This window comes from Trinickia acidisoli (assembly GCF_017315725.1).
Lineage (GTDB): Bacteria > Pseudomonadota > Gammaproteobacteria > Burkholderiales > Burkholderiaceae > Trinickia > Trinickia acidisoli.
The window spans coordinates 1,075,089-1,101,390 of record NZ_JAFLRG010000002.1; the positions used below are offsets into that span (position 1 = coordinate 1,075,089).

Here is a 26,302-nt window from a genome sequence, read left to right on the forward strand (position 1 = left end):
TCGCCGCGTGTTTCGCGCTCGGCCCCATGATTTTGCGTATTGCGTCCAACCTTCAAAGCCGAAACTTCGCCACCGAATCGACGAGTTGCGCAGCCTGCCGCTTGAGGCTTTCGGCTGCGGCCGCGCTTTCCTCCACGAGCGCGGCATTGCGCTGCGTGGTCTGATCCATCTGGCCCACTGCCTGGCCCACCTGCTCGACGCCGATGCTCTGTTCGGCGCTCGCACTGCTGATCTCGCCCACGATGACGGCCAAGCGCTGAATGGCACCGACGATCTCGGTCATCGTCACGCCGGCACCGTCGACGAGCGCGGTACCGTCATTGACGCGCTCGACGCTGTCCGAGATCAGCGCCTTGATCTCGTTGGCCGCTTGCGCGCTGCGCTGGGCGAGCGTGCGAACCGCGCTGGCGACGACGGCGAAGCCTCGACCCTGTTCGCCCGCGCGAGCCGCTTCGACAGCCGCATTGAGCGCCAGTATGTTGGTCTGGGCCGCGATCTCGTCGATGATGCCGATGATGTCGGCAATCTTGCGCGCGCTCTCCTTGATGCCCTTCATCGTCTCCACGGCCTGGCCCACCACTTCGCCGCCTTTCACCGCAACGGAGCAAGCGCCCGTCGCCAACTCGCTCGCTTCGCGCGCGTTGTCGGCGTTCTGTTTGACCGTCGAGCTCAATTGCTCCATCGAGGCTGCGGTCTCCTGCAGTGCGCTCGCCTGCTCTTCGGTTCGATGGCTGAGGTCGGCACTGCCCGAGGCGATTTGCGACGAACCGGACGCAATCGCATCGCTGCTGTGACGCACTTGCCCCACGATCCGCGCGAGCGAATCGGCCATGTCTTTCATCGCGGCCATCAGGCTATCGGTATCGCCGGGCCGCAGATGCAGGTCCACGGCGAGATTGCCCGTTGCGATCTGCCGTGCCGCGTCGCGTGCATCGTCGGGCTCGCCGCCGAGCTTGCGCGTAATCGAGCGCGAGAACACAATGCCGCCCGCTATCCCTGCCACCAATGTGAGCGCCATCGCACCGAAGCTCCAAAGCGCGGCACGCTCTTGCTTTTCCTTCGCTTCGGCGTCGGCGGCTCGCGTCTGCTCGACGATCTTGTCGGCGGTCACGCGAAGCAGGATCACCGAATCGCGATCGAGGCCGTCGATCTCGCGGTCGCCGACGGCGATATCGAATCCCGATGCCTTGAAGTCGCCGAGGGCTTTGCGAAACGCCTGCCCCATCTGCGCGTGCATCGCGTCGAATCGCTCGAGTTGCGAACGTACTTCGCCGGGCGGCAGTTCGAGTGCTAGCTTTTCCGTCGTGTTCTGTGCGGACTGCTCGAATTTCTGAAAGGCCCCCCAGTACTTTTCGTAGTCCCGCGGGTCCTTGCCTCGCAGCAAGATATCCTTTCCGTTCTGCACTTGATTCTTGAAATCGATCATCGCGTCGGTCACCTGGCGCGCCTGGGCACCGTTGACCTCGATGAGCCGCCGATACGTATCCGCGGCCTCGTTCATTTGAAATACCGCAAACAAGCCTGCCGCGGAGGCAAGCAGCAAGGCAGCGCCCAATGCCAGCGGAAGCTGATGAACCAGTTTCATTCTTCACCCACCCTCGGAATAAAAACGGCGCTGTGCGAATGCACAGCGCCGCCGTCACGTCGATGCCGTCAATGAATCATTTCTTGTTGGGGATGAAGAGAGGCATGGCCTCTTCCCACAACGTATCGGTGATCGCATGCGGATCGGAGCCGTCGGCATTCATCACCCAGTTCTGCCCGTCGGGCTGGAAGCTGTCGTCGTACAGCGAGAGCTCGTCCCGGAAGCCGTAGCTGCCCGAGCTGTAGGCGATGCGGCCGTCCCACGTCCACACGGCATGACCTTGATTGGAGCCGTCCGTCGTCAAACGCTTCAGATCCTTACCGTTCGGCTTGATCGTGAACACGTCGAAGTTGAACTTGTTCGGATCGGTCGGATTGACGATCTTGCGCGTGAACACGATCTTGGTGCCGTCCGGCGACCAGTTCGGAAGGTTGTCCGGATCAGTCGTCAGCACCGTGGTCTTGCGCGTGTCGAGATCGAGGATGCGCAGGCCCTTCTCTTTTTCGCTCCACACGCGATAGACGATCTTCTTGCCGTCCGGCGAGTAGCTCGGGAAACCGGCATTGATCGAACCATCCGTCAAGAATTCCGGATGACTGTTCATGCTGCCGTCCGTCTTGATGCGCGCAATGCGTCCAGGGCCGGCGCCGCGCGTGAAGAACCAATCACCGAGACCGAACGCCACCCATTTGCGATCGGGCGACCACGTCGGATAGAACGCACCGGCCAATCCCGCGGCAATCATGTGCGGATCGAGACCGCTCGTCGACGAATCATAGATGCGCCGATAGCCGGTGAGGTCCGCGTTCATGATGGCGATGGAAGAGCCGACCGCTTTCTCCGTGTACACCAACTGCTTTTGATCCCGCGACAGTTGCGGGAAAACGTCGATGTAGGTGTACTTCCACGCGGGATCGAAGCTGAACAGCGGCGTACCGTTCGCGCGGGCCGGACGCATCGTGATCTTCTCGTAGACCATCTTCGTGCCGTCCGCCGAATAGTGCGGCGAGCGGATGCCCGTATTGGCCGTCGAGCGGAACGTACCGGCGGTCGTATAGATGCCCTCGGTGTGGCCGCCCTTGACGTGGTATGCGACGTTCGTATCGCTCAGATACTGCGGAAACACCTTGAAGCCGGGGCTCGATGTCAAGTCGGTGCGGGCCAGGGTCGAAACATCCACCGATACGATTTGCGAGCTGACCTTGTCGATCAACTCGGGACGATGCGCGCCCCAAGTCGATTCCACCGGCGTTTCATAGAAGACGACGCGCTTGCCGTCGGGGGACCACGAGGGAGAGCCTTCGGCATAGCCCGGTTTGCTGGCGATCTTTCTCCAGCCCGTACCGTCGGGTCGGATCACATAAATGCTCGTTTCCTGCGTGCGCTCCCAGCCGACCGGCAGGTTGTGGCCGCGCCAATCGCTGCCGGTGTCGGACGACAGCGCGAGCCACTTGCCGTCAGGCGACCACGAGGGCCGGAAATAGCTATGCGGCTTGCTCGCATCGAACGGCAACGCGCCCGTGACGTTGTGCAGCGTGCCCGTCTTGATGTTCAACGTCCAAATGTTCGTCGTGCCGAAGCTCGCCTTGCCGCGGCGCGACGAAACGAATGCAATGGTGTTCGGATCCGTCGGCGAAAACACGGCGGCATCGTCGACCGCGATGTGATCGGTCAGGCGCTGCAAATGCGTGCCGTCGACCTGGACGCGATAGATGTCCGCTTCGCCCAAGCCGGCGCGTTCGGAAGTGAAGACGATCCACTGTCCGTCCTTGGAGAAAGACGCGTGATAGTCGAAGCCGTCCGTCGGGAGCAGGCGGTGTTCGCCGCTGCCGTCCGCATTGGCGACGTACAGTTCGGACGTGACGGGGCCGACGCGATTGAGCAACAGGACGCCCTTCGTTGCGGTTGCCGCACCGGCCGTGGCAAGCACGAACGTGCAGGCGCCGACGGCGACGATGCACGGCAAAACGCTTTTAACTAACTTGTTGAAGCGCACAGTGATTTGTCTCCTGAATGATGCGGACCGAGCGTGAAGAAATGCGATATTTTTCTGATGCTGCTTTGCTGGTGCGCGATCGTCTTCAATGACGAATCGAAGGCTCACCTACGCATGAGACGAGACGAAGCGAGGCGTCCGGCTCGCGCCGGATGCGTCATCTCGATGGAGAAAGCATATTTGAGGGAGGGTCGGGCGTCCCTACACAAAAGTCAGATTCGACAGCACTTTTGTGGTGCGCTGTGGTGCGCTGCGATGCGCTATGGCACGGCGATCGCCCGACGAAACAACTGAAACGGCCCGCGAATGGGCCGCTCGATTAATCTTCCGTGCTCGGTGATTCTTCCCTTTGTTGCACGGAGGCTCTTTTCACGACGAAACTGGGGCGCTCGCCGGGCCCGCTCTCGTGCCCCTCGTCCGGCACAGCGCTCGCGTGGCCGAAAATTCGAACGTGACGGAACTGCTCGACCTCCCGTTCCTCGGCAAACACGGACGTCGACGGCTTGAGTAAGTCGTGCCGCGATACGATGCCGACCAGGCGATACGTCTTCTCGTCCTCGACTACCGGAACGCGATCGAGCCCTTTGGTCGCCAGGCGTGCGGCCACGTTTCTGCAAGTCTCGCCAGGCAGCGCGATCTCGGGCGGCGTCCGCCCGAACAACGTGCCGAGTGCGGCGGTGCGGTTTTCGGCGGCAGCGCGATCGAGCAGCGCCCGGTCCACGATCCCGATGAGCGCACCCGAGGCGACGACGGGATAAGCGCGAAACTTCTGCTTTGCCCCGAAATAGGTTCCCAATACGTCGGCGATCGGCGTTTTCGCATCGATCGATGCGACCGTACGCGTCATGACTTCCTCGACGTAATGCCGTTCGAGCGGATCGATGCTGTACTCGCGATAGATGTGATAACCGCGGCGTGCGATCTTTTCCGTCAGGATCGAGCGGCGCATGAACATGACGGTAAAGCCGTAGGCCACCGCCGCCGCCGCGAGCAGCGGAAGCAAGGCGTTCGCATCCCCGGTGAGTTCGAACGCGAATACTGCCGCCATGATGGGTGCCCGCATCATGCCGCCGAGCGCCGCGGCCATGAAAATGAGCGGCCAGACGGCCGGCTCTCCCCCCGGCATATAAGGCGCGGCAATGGCGCCTATGCCTGCGCCCATCATGAGCAGCGGCGCCAACACACCGCCTGACGTGCCCGAAGCGAGCGCGACGACCCAGATAATCGCCTTGACCACGACGATCGAAATCACGGCGCTCAACAAGAGGTGTCCCTGCAGCATGTCGCCGATGACGTCATAGCCGACGCCGAGCGCTCTCGGTTGGAAATAGCCGCCGATGCCGACGGCGACCGCGCCCAACGCAGGCCACCACATCCAATGGATCGGCAGTTTGCCGAATGCGTCCTCCATTTTGTAGAGCGACGTGGATAACCCCCACGACAACGCACCCGCGATCAGGCCCGCAATGGCCGACGACAAGAGGCCGATCGGACCAAGCGGCAAGGTATGCAGCGGAAACAACGGCCCCGATCCCAACAGCAGCGGCCGCGTGAAACCCGCCACCGCGCAGGCGATGGCGACCGGCAAGAGGCTACGTGGCCGCAACTCGAACAGCAGCAGCTCGATCGCGAGCAGCACGGCAGCAACGGGCGTACCGAAAACCGCCGTCATGCCCGCCACGGCTCCCGCCACCAAAAGTGCCTTTCTCTCGGCGCTGGACAAGTGGAAGTACTGCGCGATGAGCGACCCGATCGCGCCGCCCGTCATGATGATCGGGCCTTCCGCGCCGAACGGGCCGCCGCTACCGATCGCGATCGCCGAGGCGAGCGGCTTGAGTATCGCCACTTTCGGCGACATCTTGCTTTTGCCGAACAGGATCGCCTCGATGGCCTCCGGTATGCCGTGGCCGCGGACCTGCTCCGAACCGTACCGGGCAATCAGGCCCACCAACAGGCCGCCGATCACGGGCATCGCAATGACGAGCAGTCCGAGCGCATTGTGCGACGGCGAGTTGTTTGCAGACGAAACCTGCTGGAAAAAGAACAGATTCGTGAACAGACGAATCAGGTGCAGAAGAAAATCCGCGGCAATCGTACTCAGTGCGCCACCCGCGGCAGCAATCGCGCTAATGCGCAGAAGCCTGACATCCGTCGCGAAATCGCCCTTGTTCTCACTCATGAACTTCCTCTTGGGGGAGGCCGGACCGTCCGTGGCCAATGGCTCCATATATATCACAACGTGATGTAATGTGCGCAAAACCGCGATGCGCGCAAGCAACTTGCGCGCGCGATCCGGTCTCAGTTGTCTGCGCTCGCGTAGTTGACGTACATCGACTGAATGCCGACGCGGCCTGGCCCGGTAAAGCGATTGACGATGAAGTTCACGCCCGCGCCGAACAGGCCGCTCGTCAGTCGATCGACGACGGTTTCCATCCGCAGGTCCGGCGTTTTATAAAGCCAGCCGCCGGGCTCGACGTCGATCGTCTCGCCGGGCGCGAGCATCTTCTCGAAGACATTCCCGTAGCCGTGCACCCACAGCACGCCATCGGCCGCGTGGCTGCGGAATTTGTCGATGAAAAAGCCGCTCTGCCCGAACAGCATGTTGCTGATGCCTCGCACGCGTTCGAACGTGTAATCGACGCTCGCGGTGGCCGCCAGGAATTGATGCTCGCGCACGTGCAGCTCTTCCCCCGCCGCAAGATGGATCGGCACGATGTGCCCCGCGCCGTCACGGCTGAAGGCAATGATGCCGGGCCCGCTCGCTTCGGTGACGAACACCTGAATACCCGCCATCATGCGCTTGACGGCGCCCTTGAGCGGCTTCAAGCCGATTCGGACCGTCGAATTCTTCCACAGCAGGATATGGTGTTCGAAGTACACGGGTTGCTTCGATACGTCGACCGACAGAACCGGCACGAGTTCGCCGCCGATGTGATAAGTCACGCCGCCGTAGGTTTCGTCGGCGGCACTGGTAGGAAGCAGCGTAGGAAGTTGATTCATGTTTCCCCCTTCGTGATTGATTACCCAACGGCGAGCCGCTCGATCAGTGGCTCGCCCGATCAGTCGACGCTGAGCGTGAAATAGCCAAACTCCAGGTTGCTGGTATCGAGCAATGCCCGGACTGTCGCGTTTGGGTCGTTGGTCGTTACGGTGTCCGTCGTCACGCCGTTGATCACGGCATAAACGGCATGCGTATCGCTCAATTTCAACGTCTTGGTGACGAATGAGTTCGTCACCACGACAGTCTGCAAGGGGACACCGTTCTTGGCGATCGTGAAGGTGACCGGGCCGATCGTCGTTTTCTGGAACTCCATGCGATCGGCAACCGTGCTCGGCCCCATTTGCACCTCGAAGTCATAGGTGCCTTGCTGCCGATTCTGCTTGACCTGCGCAAGGAAGCTGACCGCTCCGGAAACGTCGAGGGGCGCGGTCGAATACGTGTTGCCGTCGATGATCGTCGTGGCGGTGATTTGGTAGGTACTGTCCGTCGGAACCTGCAGTTGGGCGCCGGGGGCAATGCCTGGCACACGAGCGGTGATCAGGTCGCCGTTGAACACGACGAATTGGGCAACATAAGCGGTCTCGTTCAATAAAGTGAGTGAGCTCATCTAATTGGATACCCCGTTGGCAGAAAAACATCGATTATTTCGGCATCCTACTCGCGCAACGGGGAATAACGCTACCGCTTTTTTTGCCTTTCCGCGACAACCTCCATTAATCGCTTCGGTTTTGGCCTTGGCAATCGCCTCTACCCCGCACTAAGCAAACCGTTTCGAATCGCGGCAGTGATAGGTTGGGGCTCGAAAGCGGGATTTTTCGCCACGCGCGCCGCGACTTTCTCGGGATTGGGTTCGAATTCCGGGTGGATGACCGTCGGGACGCCGCGCTGTTGCGCCTCGACCAGTTCGTCGCGCGCAATATCGCCGCCGCCATACGCATAGTAGGCACCCCGCCCATCGGCCGCGACAGTCACCATATAGGACATTCCATCCGACGCGACCGTCGACCACGTCTGCCCGGGATCGGGCACATAAACGACATAGTCGCAATACGACGAAGCGCCGAACGCCCTCGCCTCCTCCGAAACGATCCCGAGCGTATCGATCGAGTAGTCCTTGGCAACGCGGTATCCGATGTCTCCAATGCCGTCACTCGTTGCGCCGCCGACGACGATGATATTTTCGGCGCCGTGGGCTGCGATCTCCCGCTCCAAATCTTGCGCGCACGCGCTCGCCACGGCATCCTCATCGGCATAACCCAACCCCGAGTAGCCGCCGAAAACGACCACGCGCTTGCCGCTCGTTTTCTCGAGGATCTCTGCAATGACAGGATCTTCCGACGGCGTCGCCCCGAACGCCTGCATCACCCCATTCAGCTTGAGATTGCTCAGAATCTTCGAGTTCTGAAGCATGCTCGACGCGGTAACCAATGCGCCCGACGTCCAAGCACGCCATGAGCTGGGATTCATCGCAATCTTCTGCGTCGCATCTGCAACCTGCAAAACCGAGGTCGCCTTGAGGTAAACCTGCGAGCTGTCATAGAGCAGCCCAAGCACCCCGTCAGCCTCCGGCGAAACGAACGATGCGACGCCCATCACGCCGAATCCCAATATCGCTCCGCTGGCTTGAAGCAGCACGTCCCAATTGCTTACGTGCTGCTTCGGTCCGGTAACCGTTTGGCCCCATACGTCGACCGGCGTACCGGCGCCGCTGGTCGTCAGGTGCGGCTGCGACAACATGGTGCCTTTGGCCAGCCCGTTGTCTTGCACCCACGCGTCATAGCTGTCGAAGGCCTGCGAGCTTGCGGGCCCGACATATTTGCGCCCCGCCTCCCCATCGACCTGAATCAATTGCAGAAGTTGCGCGTTCTTTTGTTGATCGTCGCTTTCCTTCGATAGGGATGCGTCGCTCCAATACATCACGGGAAGCAGCGTGATTTCGATCGGCGAGGCTTCGCTCGGCGCGCTCACGTTTTGCGAGGCCAGTACCGTATCGGCAAGATTGTTCAGGGTCGTGCCGCCGTAGACCTTGTCATTGCCGTCGTATTGCGGCGCACCCGGCGCCGCGTTCGTGACAGGCGTCTTGCCGTATGCGCTTCCGAGTGCATCGATGAGCGCCACGCGCGAGGTGATGATTTGCGTGCTGCCCTGCGGGGCGACCGAACCCGGCGCGGCGTAACCGACTGCGGACGACGCCGTCGATGATGACGATGCCGCCGATGCCCGGCCGTTCAGCGATGGCAGCTCGTCCTCGATGAACTTCGCGGTCTGCGAGTGCGGCTCTGATGTGACGATGTCCTGGAATAATTGAGGATTGACGTCCTGATTACCGTCTTTATCGATCCAATTCAGATCGTAGTCCTTCTCGTCGCCATCTCCTGTGACGACGAAGCTATTGCCGTCCATACGAGTCTTCACGACGTTCAGCAGAGCGTGGCCTGCTGCGGTCCGCGCCGCCGGGGTAGTCGCGTCTCCGAGTGCGGCGTAGGCGTCCCCCACGTCCATCGCATAACGCGGCCCATCATCGTGTTCCCAAAAAACGGACAATCCATCCGCCGTGTTCCAGGTTCCATGGGCAACCAAGTGCTCGAAACGCGCTTCGAACTTCTCCTGATAGAGCGCGAGCGTGAGATCCGCATCGGCGGGCGTGCCTACGCTTTTCAGAATTTGCGCATCGGCATGGACCACGTCGACGGCATGTCGAGCGTGCACCGACCTAGCCAAATCAGTGAAGCGCTGTTGAACAGGCGCCGATCGCGTCACGGCTGTCAGCAGATCCTGATAATTCAATGCTCCGCCGTTCTTGAATTCGGCCAATATCCCCGACGTCGCGCGCAGATCGGCTTCGGCCTTTCGCGCGGATTCAGGCGCCGTCGAGCCCGCCTCGCCCACCACATCGCTCACATCGCGGGTTTGCAGGTTCACGATCGACGGATCGTGCGTGATGTCGTTGTAGAGCGTCCAATCGTCCACGTTCACCACGCCGCTATACGACGTGAATCCGTATGGGTTCGCCGGTGCGGTCAGTTGATTGGTCGCCGGATCAATCGTTAGTACACCTAAATTTTTGAGTTGCGTCGTCAGTTCGATCGTTTGCGCGACATCGGTTTCCTTTTGCAGGGTCGACGGCGATTCGCCGGCCTGGTGCACAGGCGTTGCGTTCGCCACCGCGGCGAGCGTTTGCAGTTCGATCAAGGCCAGGCCGAGATCGTGGCTCGTGCGTTCGCGCGCGGCTGGGTTGGCCGAGGCCAAGACCTGCCGAACCACGGTTGCCTCGCCTTGCAGCCACGCATCGATACGAGTGGGATCGTCGATCCACGCGATACCCTTTTCACCGACGAATGCGTTTAGCGAATCGGCCAGCGCCGCTCGCAAAGCGCTCATATCGCTCGAATATTGCGCCGAACCCTCCGTATCCGCGGCGAGTCGGCGGGTCGCCGCCGCGAGTGCACGGTCGTCGATCGCCCCGGCACGGGGTGTCGCGGCCATTAACCGGGTGGCCTCGTCCAGCGTGCGCGCGTCGAAGTATTTCATCAGCGTTGCGGCGGCCAGGCGGACGGGGCTAGGCCCGCTCGGGTCGTGCAGGTAGCCTTCCATCGATACCGGCGCTTGTACGAAGAGCGCTGCGCAGGCAAGCGTCAGCGGATCGCAACCGGCTCCCCCATACTGCGTCGAGATGCATGCGAGCGCTTCGGGTAGCGTAGCGCCCGCGTTTAGGTAGCCGCTCAACTGCGATGCTGCGTTCTTGATCGACGATGCCGACGGTGCTTGCCCATTCGATGCATCGCTCGGGCCGACCAATGCGGCGCCGCCCGCGGTCGACGCCCCAGCTCCAGAGCGCATTGCCGCTTCCACTTTTGCGAGCGTTGCGGCGTTCAATAGAGGCAGATGGTCGGCTTCGAGCTCTTTCACCGCGCTATCGACGGCATCCGTGCCCTGCGCTCGGGTAGGTGCGCCAGGCTCCATGTCGTACTGAATTTGAATCGTTACCGCCGCTTGCCCCTCGATAAGCGCATCGTCGTTGCGGCATCGCCATGCGGCTTTGACCGCGGCGGCCATCGTGCCGGCATCGACCGGCTTCCGGCCGATGCTTTGCGTCATCGCCGCATAGGCCTGACTGGCGAGAGACGGCTCGGGGGGAGATGGCGCAGCGGGTGGAGCCGCCACTGCGCCCATTGATGAATCGATCAGTCGTGGAATCATGGCGCCTCGAACGGGCCGGTGCATGCGCAAGCATGCACCGGCCCGCGGAAGGCTAGATTTTGGGTCGACAGATTTGCGTCAGCAAGCCGGGCTTTACGTAGGGCCTACTCCCTTTGCAGCGGCGAAACCGTTCCCATTCCGAAGCTCACGTCGAAGACCCTGCGCGTTATCGTTCGCGGCAAGCGCTCCGTACCGCGAGCGCCGCGATTTCCGCAGTATCAATGCTGTACCTGCCACGCCAACACCGGATGCGTTGCGCCCACCGGCATCGCCCAAACGCCGTTCGGCCCGAAGTCGTACCCCGAGAACGAAGCACTCTGTTTCATCTGTGCATTCGTCAGCCCGTTCGCGGCGAGCACGGCCGTGCCCGAGTACACGCCCGACGTTGCGCCGGTCGTATCTTTGTTCCAATAGACATTGCTGCCGATCGTGCCGCCGTTGATCGATGCGATGCCTGCCACTGGAATACCGTTCGGGTCGGTCACCTGACCCGTGGCGAACGATTGCGTAATCGTGCCCAGGTTGTACCAAACGAGGGCCGCCGAGCCCGAAGTGCATCCGGGCCCCGGGCAAAAGGAAAACGCCAGCGTCGTATTGCCGGTCGCGTACGACTCGGTGATCAAGCCGCTGTTGCCGCCCACGAGCCCACCTGCTCCACCCGCATACGGCTCCGCGGTGAGGTTGCCGGTAGCGAACGATTGCGCGATCTTGCCGTCGTTCTCGCCGACGAGGCCGCCGAGATTGCCGGCCGAATCGATACCCGCACTGCTCGACGAACGCAAGATCGTGCCCGCGTTCGTCCCGACCAAGCCGCCCGACGTCGTGAGGTATCCCCCGAGATTTCCGGACTGATCGATGTTGCCCGACGAATTTGCACCGACGATCGTGCCGTCGTTCACACCCGCGAGCAGGCCGATCGAAAAATAGCCGCCTTCGCCGACGGAGCTGCCGCTCACGCCGACATAACGCACCACGCCTTGGCTGCCGATCACCCCGAACAAGCCTTGCGCGGCCAATTGCACGCCGGGCCCCGACTCGTAGGGGCCGCCCGCCACCATCTGGACCAAGTCGAGCGAACTGATCCGATAGCCGCGGCCGTCGAACTGCCCGGTGAACGGAGTGTTGTAATTGCCGATCGGAACGAACGAACCGTCGGTGGTCGAGCTTGCGTCGATGTCTTTGCCGAGCGCGTAATTCCCGGCGAGATCGCTCGACACGTTCGTTAGGTCTGCTAACGAATTGACGAGCTGGTAGCCCGTGATCTGCGTGACGAGACCGCTATAAGGCGCTGCCTTCCAAGACGCATTGGCGAGCAGCGTGCCCGGCGTGTAGATGCCGTTCATGTCGTAGAGCGCGGTGACGATGCCCGTGCTGTTCGACCAATCGATCGTGCCGTTGTTGACGATGCTGCCACCGTTGTCGAGTCGCGCAGTATCGGCATCGAGCGTCAAGTTGCCGGTGCCGCAGTTCTTCAGCTTGGCGCCTGCTTCGATCGTCAGCGACTGATACGCGCCGAGCGTCAGCGATGCCGCGCCCGTCCAATGAATCGACGACAGGACGTCGATATCGCCGATTCCACCCTGCGGCACGCCCGTCGCCTCGGCATCGATCGACGTGCCGGCGGACAGGCTTCGAGCGAACGTTGCGGCCGCCGCATCATCGATCGTGAGGTCCGGGCTAGTCACGTTCCATTTGCCGGCTTTGATCAAAGGGTCGACGCCGTCGCCCCCGAGCGCAAGCAGTGCGCCGTTGGTGTCGACGGTACCGCCGCTGCCGTTGGCGTTCGTCGCCTCGATCGTGCCGCCGAGCGCGACGATGCCGGAATCGGCAACGAGCCATACGTGCCCGTCGCGCTCGGCGGTGCCCGTTGCCCGAATCGTGGTGTGCTGGCCCGCCAGCGCGAAAATGTTGCCGTCGGCGGCCTGTAGGCTCACTTGCGCGCCGTCGATCGGGCCGGCGTTCTCGATCGTGCCGCCGCTGCCCGTTTGCACGAACACTTGCCGGCCCGTCGACGAATCGTGCAGCAGCACGCTTTGCCCAACGGCCAATTCGGCCGTACCGTTCGGGGCGGCGATCCGCCCTGCGTTGACGATGCTATTGCCCGCGATCAGCATGACGTCGCCGCCCGTGGAGCCAATCGTGCCGAGATTGATGATGCTTGCGCTCGAGTTGCCTGCGAACGTCAGCGGATGCCCTTTCATGAATCCGCAATTGCAGGTATCGAGCGTAGAGGCGACGAACCGCCCGCCCGTGCTGACGACGCCGCCCGGGCCAACGAGGATGCCTTGCGGGTTGATCAGATAGACACTGCCCGTGGCGGACAAAGTACCGTATATCGCGGACGGATCGCTTCCCGTGACGCGATTGAGCGTCGCACCGCTACCGTTGTCGAAAACGACTCGATTGCCGCTGCCGATCGAGAACTGCGACCAATCGATCACGCCGCGGCCGCTGGTTTGATCGATCGTCAAGGACGTGCCGTTGCCGCTGATCGAGCCCGCGCCTGCAACGAAATGGCCGCCGTTCGGCAAGATGCCGGCCGCATGGGCGGACAACGGCGAGACCGCAAAGCTCGCGAGCGCGGCGGCCAACGGCACCATGCGAGCGAGCGGCTTGAGTCGAATAGATCGATCTGCGTCGATCCCGCGAAAACTACGAACGTATCCCTCGGTCGCACTTCCGATGCGCATGGCCGCCCCCGTCTCCGTTAATTGATCGCGTTTGCGCCGCTCCGGTGCTCACCGGAGTGACACGACCCAAACGATAGCGGGAGTGACCCTCGGCATAGGCGCGGAATGACTACTCAATCCGCCAACAGTTCGGCGTTTTCGGTCGATGGCAATTTGCGCGAGTCGATGCCGAATTTGGGCGACCCTCGGGCGGACCATCATTGACATCATTGCTTTTGGCAACTAAAAATATGCCATAAGCAATGATGGAGCGACTTTCCATGTCCACGCAACCACTCCAACCACTCGACGACCACGCAGAAACGGTTCGCCGTTTCAATCGTTTCTATACCCGTCAAATAGGCGTGCTGCACGAGCATCTGCTGGACAGCGACTTCTCGCTGACCGAGGCCCGCATTCTCTATGAGCTCGCGCATCGCGACGGCCTGACCTCGTCCGACCTGTGCCGCGAGTTGGGCCTCAACGCGGGCTACGTGAGTCGGGTCATCGCCGGATTCGAGAGGAAGGGGTTGCTCGTCAAGACCCGGTCAGCCTCCGATGCGCGCGTCGCGCAGCTACGACTGACGGACGAGGGACGCGCAACGTTCCAGCCATTGAACGAGGCCTCGCGCCGTGAAGTCGGCGCGATGCTCGAACGGCTCGCGGCGCCGGCGCAGCATCAGTTGGTCGACGCCATGACCCAAATCGAAGCACTGCTCGGCGAAACCGAGCGCAGCTACATCCTGCGCGACCCGCAGCCCGGCGACATGGGATGGATCGTCCACCGACAGGCGATGCTCTACGCGCAGGAATATGGATGGAATGCGCAATTCGAGGCACTGGTGGCGGAAATCGTCGCGAAATTCATCCGCGAGTTCGATCCGACATCGGAACGTTGCTGGATCGCGGAAAAGGACGGTAAGGCAGTCGGCTCAGTGTTCGTCGTGCGGCAAGACGAAGAGACCGCGAAATTGCGGTTGCTCTATGTCGATGCCAGCGCACGCGGGCTCGGGATCGGGCACCGCCTCGTCGACGAATGCTTGCGCTTCGCGCGGCTTGCCGGATACAAAAAGATGATGCTTTGGACCAACAGCGTGCTCGTCGATGCACGCAGGATCTATGAGAAAGCAGCGTTCAGGCTGATCGAAGAAGCGCCTCATCACAGTTTCGGCAAGGATTTGATCGGGCAGATCTGGGCACGCGATCTGTAAGCGTTGTCGTGGTCGCGCTGTGGTCATTGTGCAACGCGATATACCGCTCTTGGCGACCGTTGGCCGCTTCCAGGGGAAATTTTGTGCATCGCACTAGCTTTTTAATAGGGAAAACCCTAGAATGTCGACTTAGGGATAACACCTAGTCAGCATTCAACCGGGAGTCGCCATGAGCTTCGTTTTTGCCCTTATTCAAAAGATCAACGATTTCTTCGCTTCGCCGCACCTGCCGCTCGATTCCGACTACTCGTTCGAAGCTCGCCATCGTGAAGCCGAACGCGCTCGGCTTTCGCGCTCAACCGTGTTCGGCATTCGTCTCATCGACTAAAAATTTCAGGTGGCGCGCCGCCCGCCACGGGCCGGCGAACTGAGCGTAGCGTCGCGCAGCGAGAACGGCACGAATCACGTCGGAAGCGGTGCATCGCGTGGCCAAACCCGATCGATCGCATCGATTTGCCGCGGTGTGTGAATCATCGAAATGAGTTCGCGCTCGCCGGTCGCGCTTTGGTCGAGCGTCGCACGCACGCCGAAGTTCAAGCCCGGGCTGCTTTGCCGTCCGACCCGCTCGTAGACTTTGAATTCGACCGGCAACCAAGCGTCGGGCCTGGCCAGCACTTCGGCATAGTCTTGTTCCCAACGGGCGACCTCGTCGTCGCTACCGCCGTTCGCGCGCAGCGTGGCGGCGCGATCGGCGTAGGCGTCGAGCTGCTTGGCGGCGTGCTCTCGCAAGCGGAAGCGGTGGAACAATACTTGGTTGTCCTTATGATCTCGCCTCACTTCGGCGAGATGGGACTCGATCCGCGCGCGCCCGCGGGCCAGCACGGCATCGCGCTCGGCGCCGCTCGGCATCGCCGGGTGGTCGGGATCCATCCCGAACATCAGCGCCCAACGGTCGTCGTTGCGAATCGCGTGCGCATAGTCGTCGACATGCGCGAATTCGGTATCGGCGTAGGAGACGCGGTGAACGAGCCGCCCCTCCTCGCGCACCAGCGACATCTTCGCGACGTGCTGGCGATCGCGGATGCGATAGCGGACCATCGGAAAATCGCTTGAAATCAGGCCGAAATTGACGACTTCCTTCGTCGAGTTCGGCGAATTGCCCAGACTCGTCGAAAGCCCGGCACTCGCGATGTGGCGGCCTCCCCGGCCGCTTCTATGACTTTCGATCGCGGTCGTGCCGCCCGTATCCTCGCTATCGGCGACGCTCTTCGATGCATAGTCGTAGGCATAGCCGAATTGCGGCCCTAAGCGCCCGGACATCTCGCCCACCGAAGCCTTCACGCTCACGCCGCCCGATAGATTGACGCCGTGGCGCCGCTCGTTCTGATGCTGTTCGTTCCAGATCGCCGAGAAATCGTCGTTTTCGAGAAACGTTTGGGCGAGCGCTTGCCACGCCGCCTCGCCATCGGTCAGATCACGGTCGCGCGCGTGATCGAACATGAACGCATTGACGGCATGCATCCCGCGCTGCAAGCGCTTATCGTCGAAGCCGCTGCCGTCCGCTTTCATCCGGCGAGCCACGATCAACGAGAAAGCATTGCGGTTCAATCGATCGGTCTGATAGGCGACGACGTTGGCCGTGACGCCCGCCCGAATGATCGCGTAGTCGCCGCCGAGTTGAATGCCCGCACCCGCGTCGAATGCGACGCGATCCTGCGAGCCGGCCGAGAAGTAAAAGCAGGCGGTACGACGGCCGTATTCGGCGAACGCTTGTCGGCCGCCACGCACACGTAGGTTCAAGCGCGGCGAAACGACGATACCGGCCACGTGCAAAAGCTTGCCGATATTCGCCGACAGCCCGGCGGTGCTGAAGCCGACTTGGCCGCCGTCGACGAGCACGACCTTGCCGCCCGACTTCATCGTATCGGCCAGTTCATCGAGGGCCGCCTTTTGCGCTACGGGCGAGAGATCTTGCGGCTTGATCGGCTTGGCGCGCGCGATGCGCGTGATCGTCTTCCAATCGGACTCGGCAGCCGTCTTCGCTTGCGGCAAGCGCTTGGCCATCGCATCGAGCTTGTCGATATCGAGCGTCGCGCTACCGTTCGCCAGCCGCGTACGCACCGGCGCCCAGGCATGCTTGCCGCCGCGTTGCGCGGCTTGTCTCAACGTCACGCAGAAGCTGCGCAGTGCGAACCACGCATTGCGCTGGGCCGGGGGTGCCGAAGCGGGCGGAATCGGCAGCCGCGCGAACGCCAGCCGAACGTTCGATGCAATCGCTTCGCAGTCCTCATCATTTAGTTTCTCGCCATAGGCACGCGCGGCACGATTCATCCACCGCGCGATTTCCGCGCGCTCCACGAGAACGGAGATCGCATCGCCGCCCGTTTCCTCCATGTGGGAAACGATGGCCGCGAGCGAACGCGTCGCATCTGCGCCCGAATGATCGGCACCCATCTGTCCGGCCAACGCCTCGAGCGCGCTGTCCGTCGACGTGCGCAATGCGGCACGCTCCTTGTCGACGATATCGAGGTGCGCGCTGTGAATGCCCTTGTCCAACACCGCGAACGCCGTCTTTTGCTTGCCCACGATGCGCGGCAGCGCCGTTTTCCATCGCGACTCCGATGCGCGCGGAATCGATGTATCGATCGTCTTGAACAGCCGCGATTTCACTTTTGCGAATGCCGTGCCCGGCCCGTCGGTCATGAAATCGTTGCGGCCTGCGAGGACAGCGCCCGCCTCGGCCGGCGTCAACGAAGCGAGGTTGCCGGTTTGCCAGAGCTTTGCGGCTGCGAGCGTCATCGCCGCCAAATGGCGCCGCGTCGGATCGGCCGTCGGGTCGCCAAGCCATTGCTGCGCGCGTTGCATCAGATCGACGGGGCTCGCGTTGGCATGTGTCGAGCGCACGATGGCATTGCCGGCGCGCAGCAAGACGCGGGGTGCGTAACGCACGCCATCGGTTTGCGGCCAGTTGCCACCCGCGACGCGACGCAGCGCTTCGTAGCCGCTCGTCGTCTGCGACATCAACTGCGCCGTACGCCAAACACAGCGCTCGACGCCTCGAGTTTGGGCTTGTGTCTGCACCTTGGTTGCTTCCGCCGTCGCCGCGGGCGTCGGCTTTGGTAATGTTTCGTTGTCCGAAGCAATTTCTTCAGGCTCGGATCGCGTGGCGCTCAAATTCAAATCGAGTCCCTGCTCGAGCCGGTCGAGCACGGCGTTCGCCAGAGCGGAATCGCCGCCGGTCGCCCGTGCGAGCGCATCCGCGCAGGCCATTGCATCCGTATAAGCCAATTCGTCTCGCGCAGCGGTCGGCCCCAGCGGCGGCGCGGCAAACAGATCCGCGATCCGCAGCGCCAGCACTCGGGCGTTGGTAGCGGCATCGAAGGGGCCCTTGCCTTGTGGATCCCCGCTGCCGAAATGCCTCAATACCTCGCCGATATAAGCGTCTTCGGCACTCAACGCCGATTTCGCGAGCGTGTGCGCGGCATCGGCGATCGTCGTCGCATGAAGCGGCGCGAATGCATCGATCACGCGGCCCATATCCGCGTCCGTCCGCGTCGACGATGTTGCCGCGCTTTCGAACATATCGTGCTTGAGCGGTGCCGCCGCCGACGTGGGCATCGCCGTCGGGATCGCGCTGTCCGTTTTCGAACCCGGTGTCGTGAACGTCTTACCGAAACGGCGTCCGCTGTACACGAAACTGTTGATTTCGAAGTCGTGCGTGCCGATGTCGCGCAGCTTGTCGGGTAGACGCTTCAAGCCGTCGCTGAACTGAGATGCGTTCGCTTGCGACGAATGGGCCTGCGTCGAGCGTAAAGGCGGCGGCGCCTGCTGCGCCTGCCCGAACGTTTGCAATTCCAATTGCTCATGCGGCGGCGTGCCGTCCGCGTCCGTCGTCCTGACCATGGCGTTCGCTCTCCGAGCGGTTGACGTCCATGCAATGTCAGGTCCGAATATGACCGCCTGAAGAGGCTAGCGAAGCGCAGTGACGTTATGCGAAAAAGTAGCCGGCCGCGTCGTCGTCGAGGAAACGGCTAATCGAGATCGCTTGCCCTACTCCGCAAACACTTCTTGCAGCGTATACAGGGTATTCATGAGTGCCTTGTCGGCAACGACGCCTTCTTTCTTGACGAGCCGCAGCTTGTCCACTGTGCGAATCTGATCGAGGAGGATAAGCCCTTGCTTTCGCTTGAAGGTGACCGGTACCCGGTACGGTGCGGGGCGGCCTTTCGAGGTCATCGGTGCAACGATGACCGTGCGCAGATGATCATGCAGTTCCGGCGGGGATATGACGACACACGGCCTTGTTTTTTGAATTTCGCTCCCGAGTGTCGGGTCGAGCGCGACAAGCCATATCTCGCCGCGCACTACCACACCAGCCCCGCGTCATCGGCATTCCCGAACTCGCCCATGACAAGTGCGTCGTCGCCAGCCTGCGCGAGCGTCCTGCTTGCGTCCGCCCAACCCACGCGCGCCTGTTTCTGCGGCTTTCGAATGACCAACGCATCGTCCACGACTTCCATCTCCACTTCGCCCTCCAATCCAAGCTGGGAAAGAATCGGTTTGGGAATGAGCACGCCTTGCGAGTTGCCCATTTTTCGGATCTTGACTTTCATAGCTCGATCGTAAGGGAAATGTTAGCCAAGGTGTTGCATGGCGTCAATACAATGTTATAACAAGAACCGCGGCTAGGCCATTCGCATCTCTAGAAGAGGCTCGCTGATACGGACCCTGCATCGACGCCGTTTCGCATCGATCGGTCAATATTTCAGCGCCTTATAAAAGCGCAACTCTTCGTACTGCTTCGGATCTCGAAACGCCGCTTCGTCGCCGCGGCACGCCCACTCTTCGGCACTCCTTACTCTTGCCCACATGAAGACGCATCTCCGGCGATGCGTCGCCAACCGAGGAACGCCTCATGTCGAAGTCAGCCGCCGAAGTCGTACCGCATTGCGGACACGTGAGCGATATCATGCGCCAAGCACTGCTCAACCACCTACCTGCCACCGTCTGGCTCACCGGCTTGAGCGGCGCCGGCAAATCGACACTCGCTTATGCGCTCGAAGCGCATCTCATCGGCGAGCACCACGCATGCTGCGTGCTAGACGGCGATAACCTCCGGCACGGCATCAACGCCGATCTTGGGTTTACGCAGGCCGAGCGCCGCGAAAACATGCGCCGCGTTGCGCAGGTCGCGCGCTTGATGAACGATGCGGGACTGATCGTCATCGCCGCCCTCGTTTCGCCGTTCGACGCCGACCGTGCACTGGCTCGCGAGATCGTCGGGAGCGATCGCTTCTTGCAAGTGCACGTTGCCACGCCGCTCGCCTGTTGCGAAGCGCGCGACGCCAAGGGCTTCTATCGTCGCGCCCGAAACGGCGACATGCGCGGTTTCACCGGCATCGATTCCCCTTATGAAACACCGGCCGATCCGGCGATCGTGCTCGACACGAGCTGGATGAGCGTCAGCCTTTGCATCGGTCGGCTCGCGCGGCTGCTCGAACCGTTCGGCGTGGCGTCGTCCGTTTCCGCGCGCGCCGCGTGAACCGAATTTTTCGATGACTTATTTAGGATTACTAACTTTTTCGGCGAAACGAACGTGTCCCAACTGCTCATCAGCTTTTGCTTCACGAGCCCGCCCGGCCATGCGCTCGCAAAGCTCGACGTCGATTCCGAACGGCTCGAATGGATCGATCTCGCCCACCCGGACTTCCTGATCGACGGGGCCATGGGCATCAGCCGCTATCGAGACGGCTACGTCGTCGTCTTTCATGCAACGCGCGACGCTCGGCCAGTCAACTGCATCGGCGAATTCGACGGCATGCTCTCGCTCAAGCGGCTAGCGCCTTTGCCATCGGTGCACGACGGGCATTCGGTCATCGAGCACGACGGCGCGCTACTCGTCGTCAGCAGCGGCACGAACCAAGTGATACGCGTCGATTGGCCCGATGGTGCCGCCCCGCGCGAGCGCGTGTTCTTCGAAATCGATCCGGGCGACGACACGCTACACATGAATTCGCTGCAAACGTTCGACGGCAAGCTTTTCCTATCGATGTTCGGCAATCGCGGCAGCTCGTCGTGGCGCGATGCCGCGAACGGTCGCGTCGTTCGCCTAGACGACGGTGTCACAGTCGCCGAAGGATTGCACCATCCGCATGGCCTGTTCGTCGACGACGGCTCATTGCTGTGTCTTGCTTCAGCCACCGGCGACATCCGCCGCGTCGGCGGCGCGGCCCGCGGTGCCAGCGCCAAGCTCGAAGGCTACTTGCGCGGCATCGCATCGGATGCGCGCTTCGTTTATGTCGGCACGAGCCGTCTACGAAACCGGAGCAAGAGCACGGGCAAGAAGCAGGGTGTGCCACTCGTCGAAACCGGCGTGGGCTGCGGGCTGCATCTCGTCGACAAAGCGGCAGGTACGTCGCGATGGCTCGACTTGAGCCCGTTCGCCTCGGAGATCTACGACGTCTTTCCGCTACCCGAGGGCACGCCGATCGAAGGAACGCGCGAAGCCGCCATGCTGTCGCGGCTACGCGCCCTGAACGCGCACACGCCGATCTTGATGGTGCAAGCAACACAAGCGGAGCAGTACTTCCATGAGTTCAACGGCGTCATCGGCGAATTGATTGCGGAACGCGACTTCGATACTGCCGCGACGCTACTCGAGCGGCTCATGTGCGGCCCGCTGCGCACACGGCTCGATTGGCACGCCGATTACGCACTGTGCCTGCTGCACAGGGGCGACATGATCGGCGCGATGCAGCATTACGCGAAGGCGCTCGGCGAAAATCATCCGCGCCTGACCGAGATCCAAAGCCTCGCGCTCGCCAGCCTGCAAAGCGGCAACCGCGACGATGCGATTCACCAATTGCGCAAGTCTCTGGCCATCATGAAGCGGCAATCGCGCAAGCTGAAGCAGCGTCGCACGGGTGCGCGGCCACCCCACAACGGCCGCGGCTCACGTGCCGCGGGACGCCGCGCAAACAACGCGACGGCGAACGTGGGCGCCGCGCCGCCACAAGGAATGCGCACCTGACGCGCAATGGGCAATGCGCGGCGCGTTCGAGCAAGGTGATCGCACGAACGGCACGATCTTGAAGCGATGTCCGCCGCACGTCGTTTCTTCAACCTGAAGGAGAAGCAGCATGAGCGTGAAGGTCACAAGTGGGTCATCGCCGAGCAGCGTGCCGTCGACGAGCAGCACGTCGTCCCCGAGCAGTACGTCATCGACAAGCAGTACGTCGTCGACGAGCAGCACGTCATCGGCAAGCAGTCCGTCGTCGGCAAGCAGTCCGTCGTCGGCAAGCAGCCCATCGTCGGCAAGCAGCCCATCGTCGACAAACAGCCCATCGTCGACAAACAGCCCATCGTCGACAAACAGCCCATCGTCGACAAACAGCCCGCCGCCGAAAAACAAAGCTTCATCGCCAAGCAGCACGCCGTCGACCAGCAGAGCTTCATCGCCGAGCAGCGCGTCCAGCGACAGCAAAACGAGTCCTTCGAAAGATCAGAGCCATATGGATATGCAACTGATCGAAAAGCTCATCCAAATGATCGAAGAGTTGCTGCAACAGATGCAAGGCTCACCTTCCGCCGGCTAGTCTCGACGCCACCCGTACAACGCGCCGACGCAACGGACGGTCCGCAGTTCATGCACATCGACCCTTCCGACCACACAATCAGACCGTCATGAGCCGCCTTCTCATCAGCTTCCGCGTCTCCAGCCCCCCGGGCCACGCCCTCGCGCAATTTAACACCGACACCGAAGCGTTCGATTGGATCGATGTCGGCGACCCTGTCTTGAAGATTTACGGGGCGATGGGCATTTGCCGTCACAACACCCGTTATTTCGTCGTGTTCCAAGCTCGCCGCGAAGGCAAGCATCTTTCCTGTCTCGGCGAACTCGACGCAAAGCTGCGCCTCACGCGATTGGCTGCGCTGCGCCGAGTCAAGGACGGGCATTCAATCGTCGCGCACGACAATGCGCTGCTGATCGTCAGCAGCGGCACGAACCAAGTGATTCGGGTCGTCTGGCCGCAAGGCGGCGAGCCGAAAGAAAGCGTCTTCTTCGAAATCGCCCCGGGCGCCGATACGTTGCACATGAATGCGCTGCAGGCATACCACGGCAAGCTCTATCTGTCGATGTTCGGCCCGCGCGGCGACGGCCTATGGCGCGACGCGTCGGACGGGCGCGTCATTCGCCTCGACGACGGAGCGGTCGTCACGCAAGGTCTCTATCATCCGCATGCGCTGTTCGTCGACAATGACGCGCTGCTATGCGTGAGCTCGATGAAGAGCCGCATTTATCGCGTGGACGGCGATGGAAGTGGCCGTGCCGAAGACGAGCCGACCGCATTGCCGGCGCTCGACGGCTACTTGCGCGGCGCCGCGACCGACGATCGGTACATCTATGTCGGCACGAGCACGGGACGCACGCGCAGCCGCGCCACCGGAGCGATCGTCGGCATGCCCGCGTTTGCGAAAGGGGTCGACTGCGGCGTTCATGTACTCGACAAATCGACCAACACCGCGCGCTGGCTCGATTTGAGCCCGTTCGCTTCGGAAATCTACGACATGATCGCGCTCGAGCCCACGGTGCCGATGCGCGGCGATCGAACGACGGCCATGCAGGAGCGGCTACGAGCGCTGAACGCGCACACGCCCGAACTGCGGCATCACTCGAGCCAAGCCGACCAATACTGCCGCGAATTCAACGGCGTCATTCGCGAGCTCATCGATACGCGACGCGATTACGCGACGGCGTCGCGCATCCTGAAGCGTCTGCTCGCACGCGCCGGCAGACCGCGGCCTCAATGGCAATTCGATTACGCCACCTGTCTACTTGAAACGGGCAACGCACAAGGCGCGCTCGAACACTATCGCCGCGCATCACAGCAAGGGTACCCGCGCGCAAGCATGCGCGATGCGATGGCACGCGCGCTTGCCGCCGCCGGCGTGGACGACGAGACGGCCCACGTTGAACTACAAGCCGATGAAGCGCAGGCGCATGCCGATTACGCTTCGCAGATGCAATCGAACACGATACTGCGGGCTGCCGCAACGCCAGCTCGCGCTCAGCCCGCTCCGGTGTCCGCGCCTGCCGACGCGCTCGCGCACGAGCCGGTGGACGCAACGTCCGATCCACGCGCACGGGCGGAAGCGACGCTCGCGCGCCTGCGCGAAAAAGCCGGGCGAACGAGCAGCCGAAGCGCAGTTGCAACGCTGGCTGATACGACATCCGGCGCAACGCCGCATGCGAGTTGAATCCACGATAACCAGTGACCCGAAAGGAAGCGATCATGACCATTGAACAACCAGGGCTCACGTTGGACATTCCCGAGTCCTTTTCTCCCACGCAAGAACTCGATTCCGGCTACGGGTCGAGTGATGGCGATCATTTCGACAGTTCGTCGCTGAACGAGATGGAACACGAGCTCCAGCATGATGACAAACAGATCGACAAGTCGATCGAAAAAATGCTTGCGTTCGAGGAGAACGAAATCGCGCAGTTGACGGGCAACGCCCCTTCGTCAGGGTCCGGCACCGGTATGCCCGGCGGCAAAGGGAAAGGACACGGTCACGCTCAAGGACACCAGAGCGTGCCGCAAGGCGCACACGGCTTCGGTACGAGCCATAGCCGCGATATGCCGACATCCGATTCGGGAACGCCGACCTGGGGCAGTACCGAGGGTTCTCCAAAGAACGATCACGGGAAGGTCACCAAGTCCTCGCCGAGCAGCAGTAGTAGCAGCAGCACGTCCGGCACGCCGCTCGTCAAAGGACAATACACTTCGTCCGATCTCGGCACGCTGCCGCCTGCGTTGCAGCCGTATCGCGCCGACATTCTCAACGCCGCCAACAAATCGGGCGTCCCGCCTAACGTGCTTGCCGCGCAGATTTATCAGGAATCGCGCGGCCAAGTCAACGCAGGCTCGACGAATCAGGCCACGGGGCTGACCGATGCGGGATTGATGCAAGTCGATCCGGCGACGTTCCAATCGTTGCGCCAGGAGCATCCCGACCTCGGTTCGGATCTCAGCGATCCGGCGACGAACATCCTCGCCGGCGCTTACTACGACGAGGACATGTACAAGCAATTCGGCAGCATCCCCCTGATGCTGCGCGCGTACAACTCGGGACCCGACGGCGTCGACAAGAGCAACCCGAACGCGATTCCGGCCGGCGTCGGCGATCCGAACTACGTGACGCTCGTCATGCAGTACGCCAACGACATTCAAGTGGGGAAGGCGCTGCCTGCCTGAGCCTCGATTCGAGCGACTGGAAAGGCTGCGGCGCACCTCGATCGAGGTGCGCCGCAGTTTCTTTTTGTGGCTTCTTTTTGAGCGTTTCCAAACTATTTCTTTACACCGAGCAACGCGCGCATTTGCGCCGAAATATCGGTCAACGCCAATTGACTATGGACTTGATTGATGACGACGCCAATCAGCACCGCCACGAGCAGCACGGCCAGCGCGCCTTTGATCGCATGCGCGAGCGAATTGATGTCGATTTTCTGCGCCGCCTTGCCGACGATGCCGAAGCCGAGATCGACGAGCACGAGAATCATCACGATCGGCGCCATCAGCTTGGCGATCGTCTGCATCATCGAATCGGTTTCATGCATCGTGAACGATTCGAGGATGTTGCCTGCAATCGGCGTGACGCTCGCGAGCGGCCACCAGCGATACGACTCGTAGATCGCCGACAGCAGAAACGACATGCCGCCGAGCAGCCAGAATGCGGCGACCACGCATTGCAGCAGCAGCGTCGACGTCAGCGTCGTTTGCTGCCCGCTCGTCGGATTCGTCAGTTGCACGTTGTTGTAGCCGGCTACGTCGTCGATATATTGACCGACGCTCTCGGCCGTCCAAAAGATCGTGGAGGCTGCGAATCCGATCACGAGCCCGATCACCGCTTCCTTCACCGCCACTTCGACGAGGAAAAAGCCGTGTAGCTGAGGCATCAGCGCCTGCTGTCCATAGGCAACGACGCTGCTCCACAGCAGTGCGAGCCCATTGCGGACGGGGCCTTGGATCAGGCTCTGATCGGTCGGCGGCAGCACGATCATGACGGTCAATAGCCGCACGCTGCACAGGCCGAACAAAATCGCGAGCTGATCGAGCGACGTGCCGATATGCTGCAAGCTCAAATCGCTCATCTCGTCCTCGCATTGCCGGCCGCTTCGGCATGGCTCTGCGCCTCTTGCGCCCGGCGCTTGCGCAGTGCGCGCGCGGCCATGCTTTCTTCGACCTCTTCGTCCTGCGCATCCTCGACGGCCTGCTCCGCCACGCGCTTGAGTTCGGCGATACGGCGTTCATAGACGTCGATCTGGCCTTCGTTGCGCAGGATCTGCCGGCGCGTCTCGATCATTTCGGACTCCTTTTTTTGCGTCGCCTTCTGCGCTTTCGTCCATTCGCCCTGCGCGGCCACGTGACGTTCGGCAACGACGCCGCGATACTCGCCGCAGTGAGTCAACAGCGGAATGCTGAGCGGCACTCGGCTCGACAGCATCTGCGTCAATCGCCTATCGTATTCGGCGAGTTGAGCCGCTTCGGCGTTCACCGCGGCTTTCGCCTGTGCCTCCTGCTGCGCAAGCGTTGCATGCGCCGCGCGCTGCCCCGCCAACGTTTCGCGCAGCGCTTCGTCGAGCCGCCGCCGGCGCTCGAGCATGACGTGAAGTGCAGCGACGCGTCTGTCTTTCATTGC

Annotated in this window: 19 protein-coding genes; 6 read left to right on the forward strand and 13 right to left on the reverse strand. The window is 62.0% G+C overall.

Annotated elements, in window-relative coordinates; translation table 11 throughout:
• Positions 1 to 52 precede the first annotated feature (52 nt).
• The 7 genes from J3485_RS29330 to J3485_RS23270 all read right to left on the reverse strand — a co-directional run bounded on the left by J3485_RS29330 (position 53) and on the right by J3485_RS23270 (position 13,472).
• Entirely contained in the window at positions 53 to 1,585 is a 1,533-nt protein-coding gene (locus J3485_RS29330) for a methyl-accepting chemotaxis protein (RefSeq protein ID WP_206956666.1), read from the reverse strand.
• A 76-nt stretch (positions 1,586 to 1,661) separates the two neighbouring features.
• On the reverse strand, positions 1,662 to 3,581 hold the full coding sequence (locus tag J3485_RS23245; protein ID WP_206956667.1) for a beta-propeller domain-containing protein: 1,920 nt from the start codon (positions 3,579 to 3,581) through the stop codon (positions 1,662 to 1,664).
• Positions 3,582 to 3,900: 319 nt separating this feature from the next.
• Positions 3,901 to 5,760, reverse strand: a complete 1,860-nt coding sequence (locus tag J3485_RS23250; protein WP_206956668.1) for a chloride channel protein — start codon at positions 5,758 to 5,760, stop codon at positions 3,901 to 3,903.
• A 119-nt stretch (positions 5,761 to 5,879) separates the two neighbouring features.
• Positions 5,880 to 6,581, reverse strand: coding sequence for an AIM24 family protein (locus tag J3485_RS23255; protein WP_206956669.1), 702 nt, complete (start codon positions 6,579 to 6,581; stop codon positions 5,880 to 5,882).
• A 59-nt stretch (positions 6,582 to 6,640) separates the two neighbouring features.
• Entirely contained in the window at positions 6,641 to 7,189 is a 549-nt protein-coding gene (locus J3485_RS23260; protein WP_206956670.1) for a hypothetical protein, read from the reverse strand.
• 140 nt (positions 7,190 to 7,329) lie between these two features.
• Positions 7,330 to 10,782, reverse strand: coding sequence for a hypothetical protein (locus J3485_RS23265; RefSeq protein WP_206956671.1), 3,453 nt, complete (start codon positions 10,780 to 10,782; stop codon positions 7,330 to 7,332).
• A gap of 218 nt (positions 10,783 to 11,000) precedes the next feature.
• Complete coding sequence (locus tag J3485_RS23270) at positions 11,001 to 13,472, reverse strand: two-partner secretion domain-containing protein (protein ID WP_242538897.1); 2,472 nt, start codon at positions 13,470 to 13,472, stop codon at positions 11,001 to 11,003.
• A gap of 260 nt (positions 13,473 to 13,732) precedes the next feature.
• Here J3485_RS23270 and J3485_RS23275 point away from each other — a divergent pair, with 260 nt between their 5' ends.
• The gene (locus tag J3485_RS23275) at positions 13,733 to 14,662 is read left to right on the forward strand and encodes a bifunctional helix-turn-helix transcriptional regulator/GNAT family N-acetyltransferase (RefSeq protein WP_206956672.1); all 930 of its coding nucleotides are present in this window, start codon (positions 13,733 to 13,735) and stop codon (positions 14,660 to 14,662) included.
• Between the two features lie 169 nt (positions 14,663 to 14,831).
• Entirely contained in the window at positions 14,832 to 14,990 is a 159-nt protein-coding gene (locus tag J3485_RS23280; protein WP_206956673.1) for a hypothetical protein, read from the forward strand.
• Between the two features lie 74 nt (positions 14,991 to 15,064).
• Here J3485_RS23280 and J3485_RS23285 read toward each other — a convergent pair whose 3' ends face one another.
• The 3 genes from J3485_RS23285 to J3485_RS23295 all read right to left on the reverse strand — a co-directional run bounded on the left by J3485_RS23285 (position 15,065) and on the right by J3485_RS23295 (position 19,215).
• Complete coding sequence (locus tag J3485_RS23285; RefSeq protein ID WP_206956674.1) at positions 15,065 to 18,505, reverse strand: hypothetical protein; 3,441 nt, start codon at positions 18,503 to 18,505, stop codon at positions 15,065 to 15,067.
• 147 nt (positions 18,506 to 18,652) lie between these two features.
• Entirely contained in the window at positions 18,653 to 18,973 is a 321-nt protein-coding gene (locus J3485_RS23290) for a type II toxin-antitoxin system PemK/MazF family toxin (RefSeq protein ID WP_206956675.1), read from the reverse strand.
• Positions 18,967 to 19,215: an AbrB/MazE/SpoVT family DNA-binding domain-containing protein gene (locus tag J3485_RS23295; protein ID WP_206956676.1), complete on the reverse strand. Its 249-nt coding sequence runs from the start codon at positions 19,213 to 19,215 to the stop codon at positions 18,967 to 18,969. Before J3485_RS23295 ends, J3485_RS23290 begins: the two co-directional genes overlap by 7 nt.
• 302 nt (positions 19,216 to 19,517) lie before the next feature.
• Between J3485_RS23295 and cysC the strand changes: the two genes are divergently transcribed.
• Both cysC and J3485_RS23305 read left to right on the forward strand, forming a co-directional pair.
• The gene (gene cysC, locus J3485_RS23300) at positions 19,518 to 20,144 is read left to right on the forward strand and encodes an adenylyl-sulfate kinase (RefSeq protein WP_206956677.1); all 627 of its coding nucleotides are present in this window, start codon (positions 19,518 to 19,520) and stop codon (positions 20,142 to 20,144) included.
• Positions 20,145 to 20,198: 54 nt separating this feature from the next.
• A complete protein-coding gene (locus tag J3485_RS23305; RefSeq protein WP_206956678.1) occupies positions 20,199 to 21,632 on the forward strand; it encodes a tetratricopeptide repeat protein in 1,434 nt (477 codons plus the stop codon).
• On the opposite strand, the gene J3485_RS23310 is transcribed toward J3485_RS23305, so the two are convergent.
• Positions 21,555 to 22,085: a hypothetical protein gene (locus J3485_RS23310; protein ID WP_206956679.1), complete on the reverse strand. Its 531-nt coding sequence runs from the start codon at positions 22,083 to 22,085 to the stop codon at positions 21,555 to 21,557. The genes J3485_RS23305 and J3485_RS23310 overlap by 78 nt on opposite strands.
• A 200-nt stretch (positions 22,086 to 22,285) precedes the next feature.
• Between J3485_RS23310 and J3485_RS23315 the strand changes: the two genes are divergently transcribed.
• Positions 22,286 to 23,860 carry a DUF4915 domain-containing protein gene (locus tag J3485_RS23315; protein ID WP_206956680.1) on the forward strand — a complete coding sequence of 525 codons (1,575 nt, stop codon included), beginning with the start codon at positions 22,286 to 22,288 and terminating at the stop codon, positions 23,858 to 23,860.
• A 35-nt stretch (positions 23,861 to 23,895) separates the two neighbouring features.
• A complete protein-coding gene (locus J3485_RS23320; protein WP_206956681.1) occupies positions 23,896 to 24,858 on the forward strand; it encodes a lytic transglycosylase domain-containing protein in 963 nt (320 codons plus the stop codon).
• A gap of 92 nt (positions 24,859 to 24,950) precedes the next feature.
• Here the strand turns inward: J3485_RS23320 and sctT are convergent, their stop codons facing one another.
• Entirely contained in the window at positions 24,951 to 25,754 is an 804-nt protein-coding gene (sctT, locus tag J3485_RS23325) for a type III secretion system export apparatus subunit SctT (protein WP_206956682.1), read from the reverse strand.
• On the reverse strand, positions 25,751 to 26,299 hold the full coding sequence (locus tag J3485_RS23330) for a hypothetical protein (protein ID WP_206956683.1): 549 nt from the start codon (positions 26,297 to 26,299) through the stop codon (positions 25,751 to 25,753). Before J3485_RS23330 ends, sctT begins: the two co-directional genes overlap by 4 nt.
• Positions 26,300 to 26,302 lie beyond the last annotated feature (3 nt).

Excerpts from the sequence above, each read along its gene's own strand:
- J3485_RS23250 (WP_206956668.1), bottom strand. The coding sequence starts at position 5,760 with ATGAGTGAGAACAAGGGCGATTTCGCGACGGATGTCAGGCTTCTGCGC.
- J3485_RS23280 (WP_206956673.1), top strand. The coding sequence starts at position 14,832 with ATGAGCTTCGTTTTTGCCCTTATTCAAAAGATCAACGATTTCTTCGCT.
- J3485_RS29330 (WP_206956666.1), bottom strand. The coding sequence starts at position 1,585 with ATGAAACTGGTTCATCAGCTTCCGCTGGCATTGGGCGCTGCCTTGCTG.
- J3485_RS23295 (WP_206956676.1), bottom strand. The coding sequence starts at position 19,215 with ATGAAAGTCAAGATCCGAAAAATGGGCAACTCGCAAGGCGTGCTCATT.
- J3485_RS23320 (WP_206956681.1), top strand. The coding sequence starts at position 23,896 with ATGACCATTGAACAACCAGGGCTCACGTTGGACATTCCCGAGTCCTTT.
- sctT (WP_206956682.1), bottom strand. The coding sequence starts at position 25,754 with ATGAGCGATTTGAGCTTGCAGCATATCGGCACGTCGCTCGATCAGCTC.
- J3485_RS23270 (WP_242538897.1), bottom strand. The coding sequence starts at position 13,472 with ATGCGCATCGGAAGTGCGACCGAGGGATACGTTCGTAGTTTTCGCGGG.
- J3485_RS23285 (WP_206956674.1), bottom strand. The coding sequence starts at position 18,505 with ATGGTCAGGACGACGGACGCGGACGGCACGCCGCCGCATGAGCAATTG.
- J3485_RS23260 (WP_206956670.1), bottom strand. The coding sequence starts at position 7,189 with ATGAGCTCACTCACTTTATTGAACGAGACCGCTTATGTTGCCCAATTC.
- J3485_RS23255 (WP_206956669.1), bottom strand. The coding sequence starts at position 6,581 with ATGAATCAACTTCCTACGCTGCTTCCTACCAGTGCCGCCGACGAAACC.
- cysC (WP_206956677.1), top strand. The coding sequence starts at position 19,518 with ATGTCGAAGTCAGCCGCCGAAGTCGTACCGCATTGCGGACACGTGAGC.
- J3485_RS23275 (WP_206956672.1), top strand. The coding sequence starts at position 13,733 with ATGTCCACGCAACCACTCCAACCACTCGACGACCACGCAGAAACGGTT.
- J3485_RS23265 (WP_206956671.1), bottom strand. The coding sequence starts at position 10,782 with ATGATTCCACGACTGATCGATTCATCAATGGGCGCAGTGGCGGCTCCA.
- J3485_RS23330 (WP_206956683.1), bottom strand. The coding sequence starts at position 26,299 with ATGAAAGACAGACGCGTCGCTGCACTTCACGTCATGCTCGAGCGCCGG.
- J3485_RS23315 (WP_206956680.1), top strand. The coding sequence starts at position 22,286 with ATGAGCCGCCTTCTCATCAGCTTCCGCGTCTCCAGCCCCCCGGGCCAC.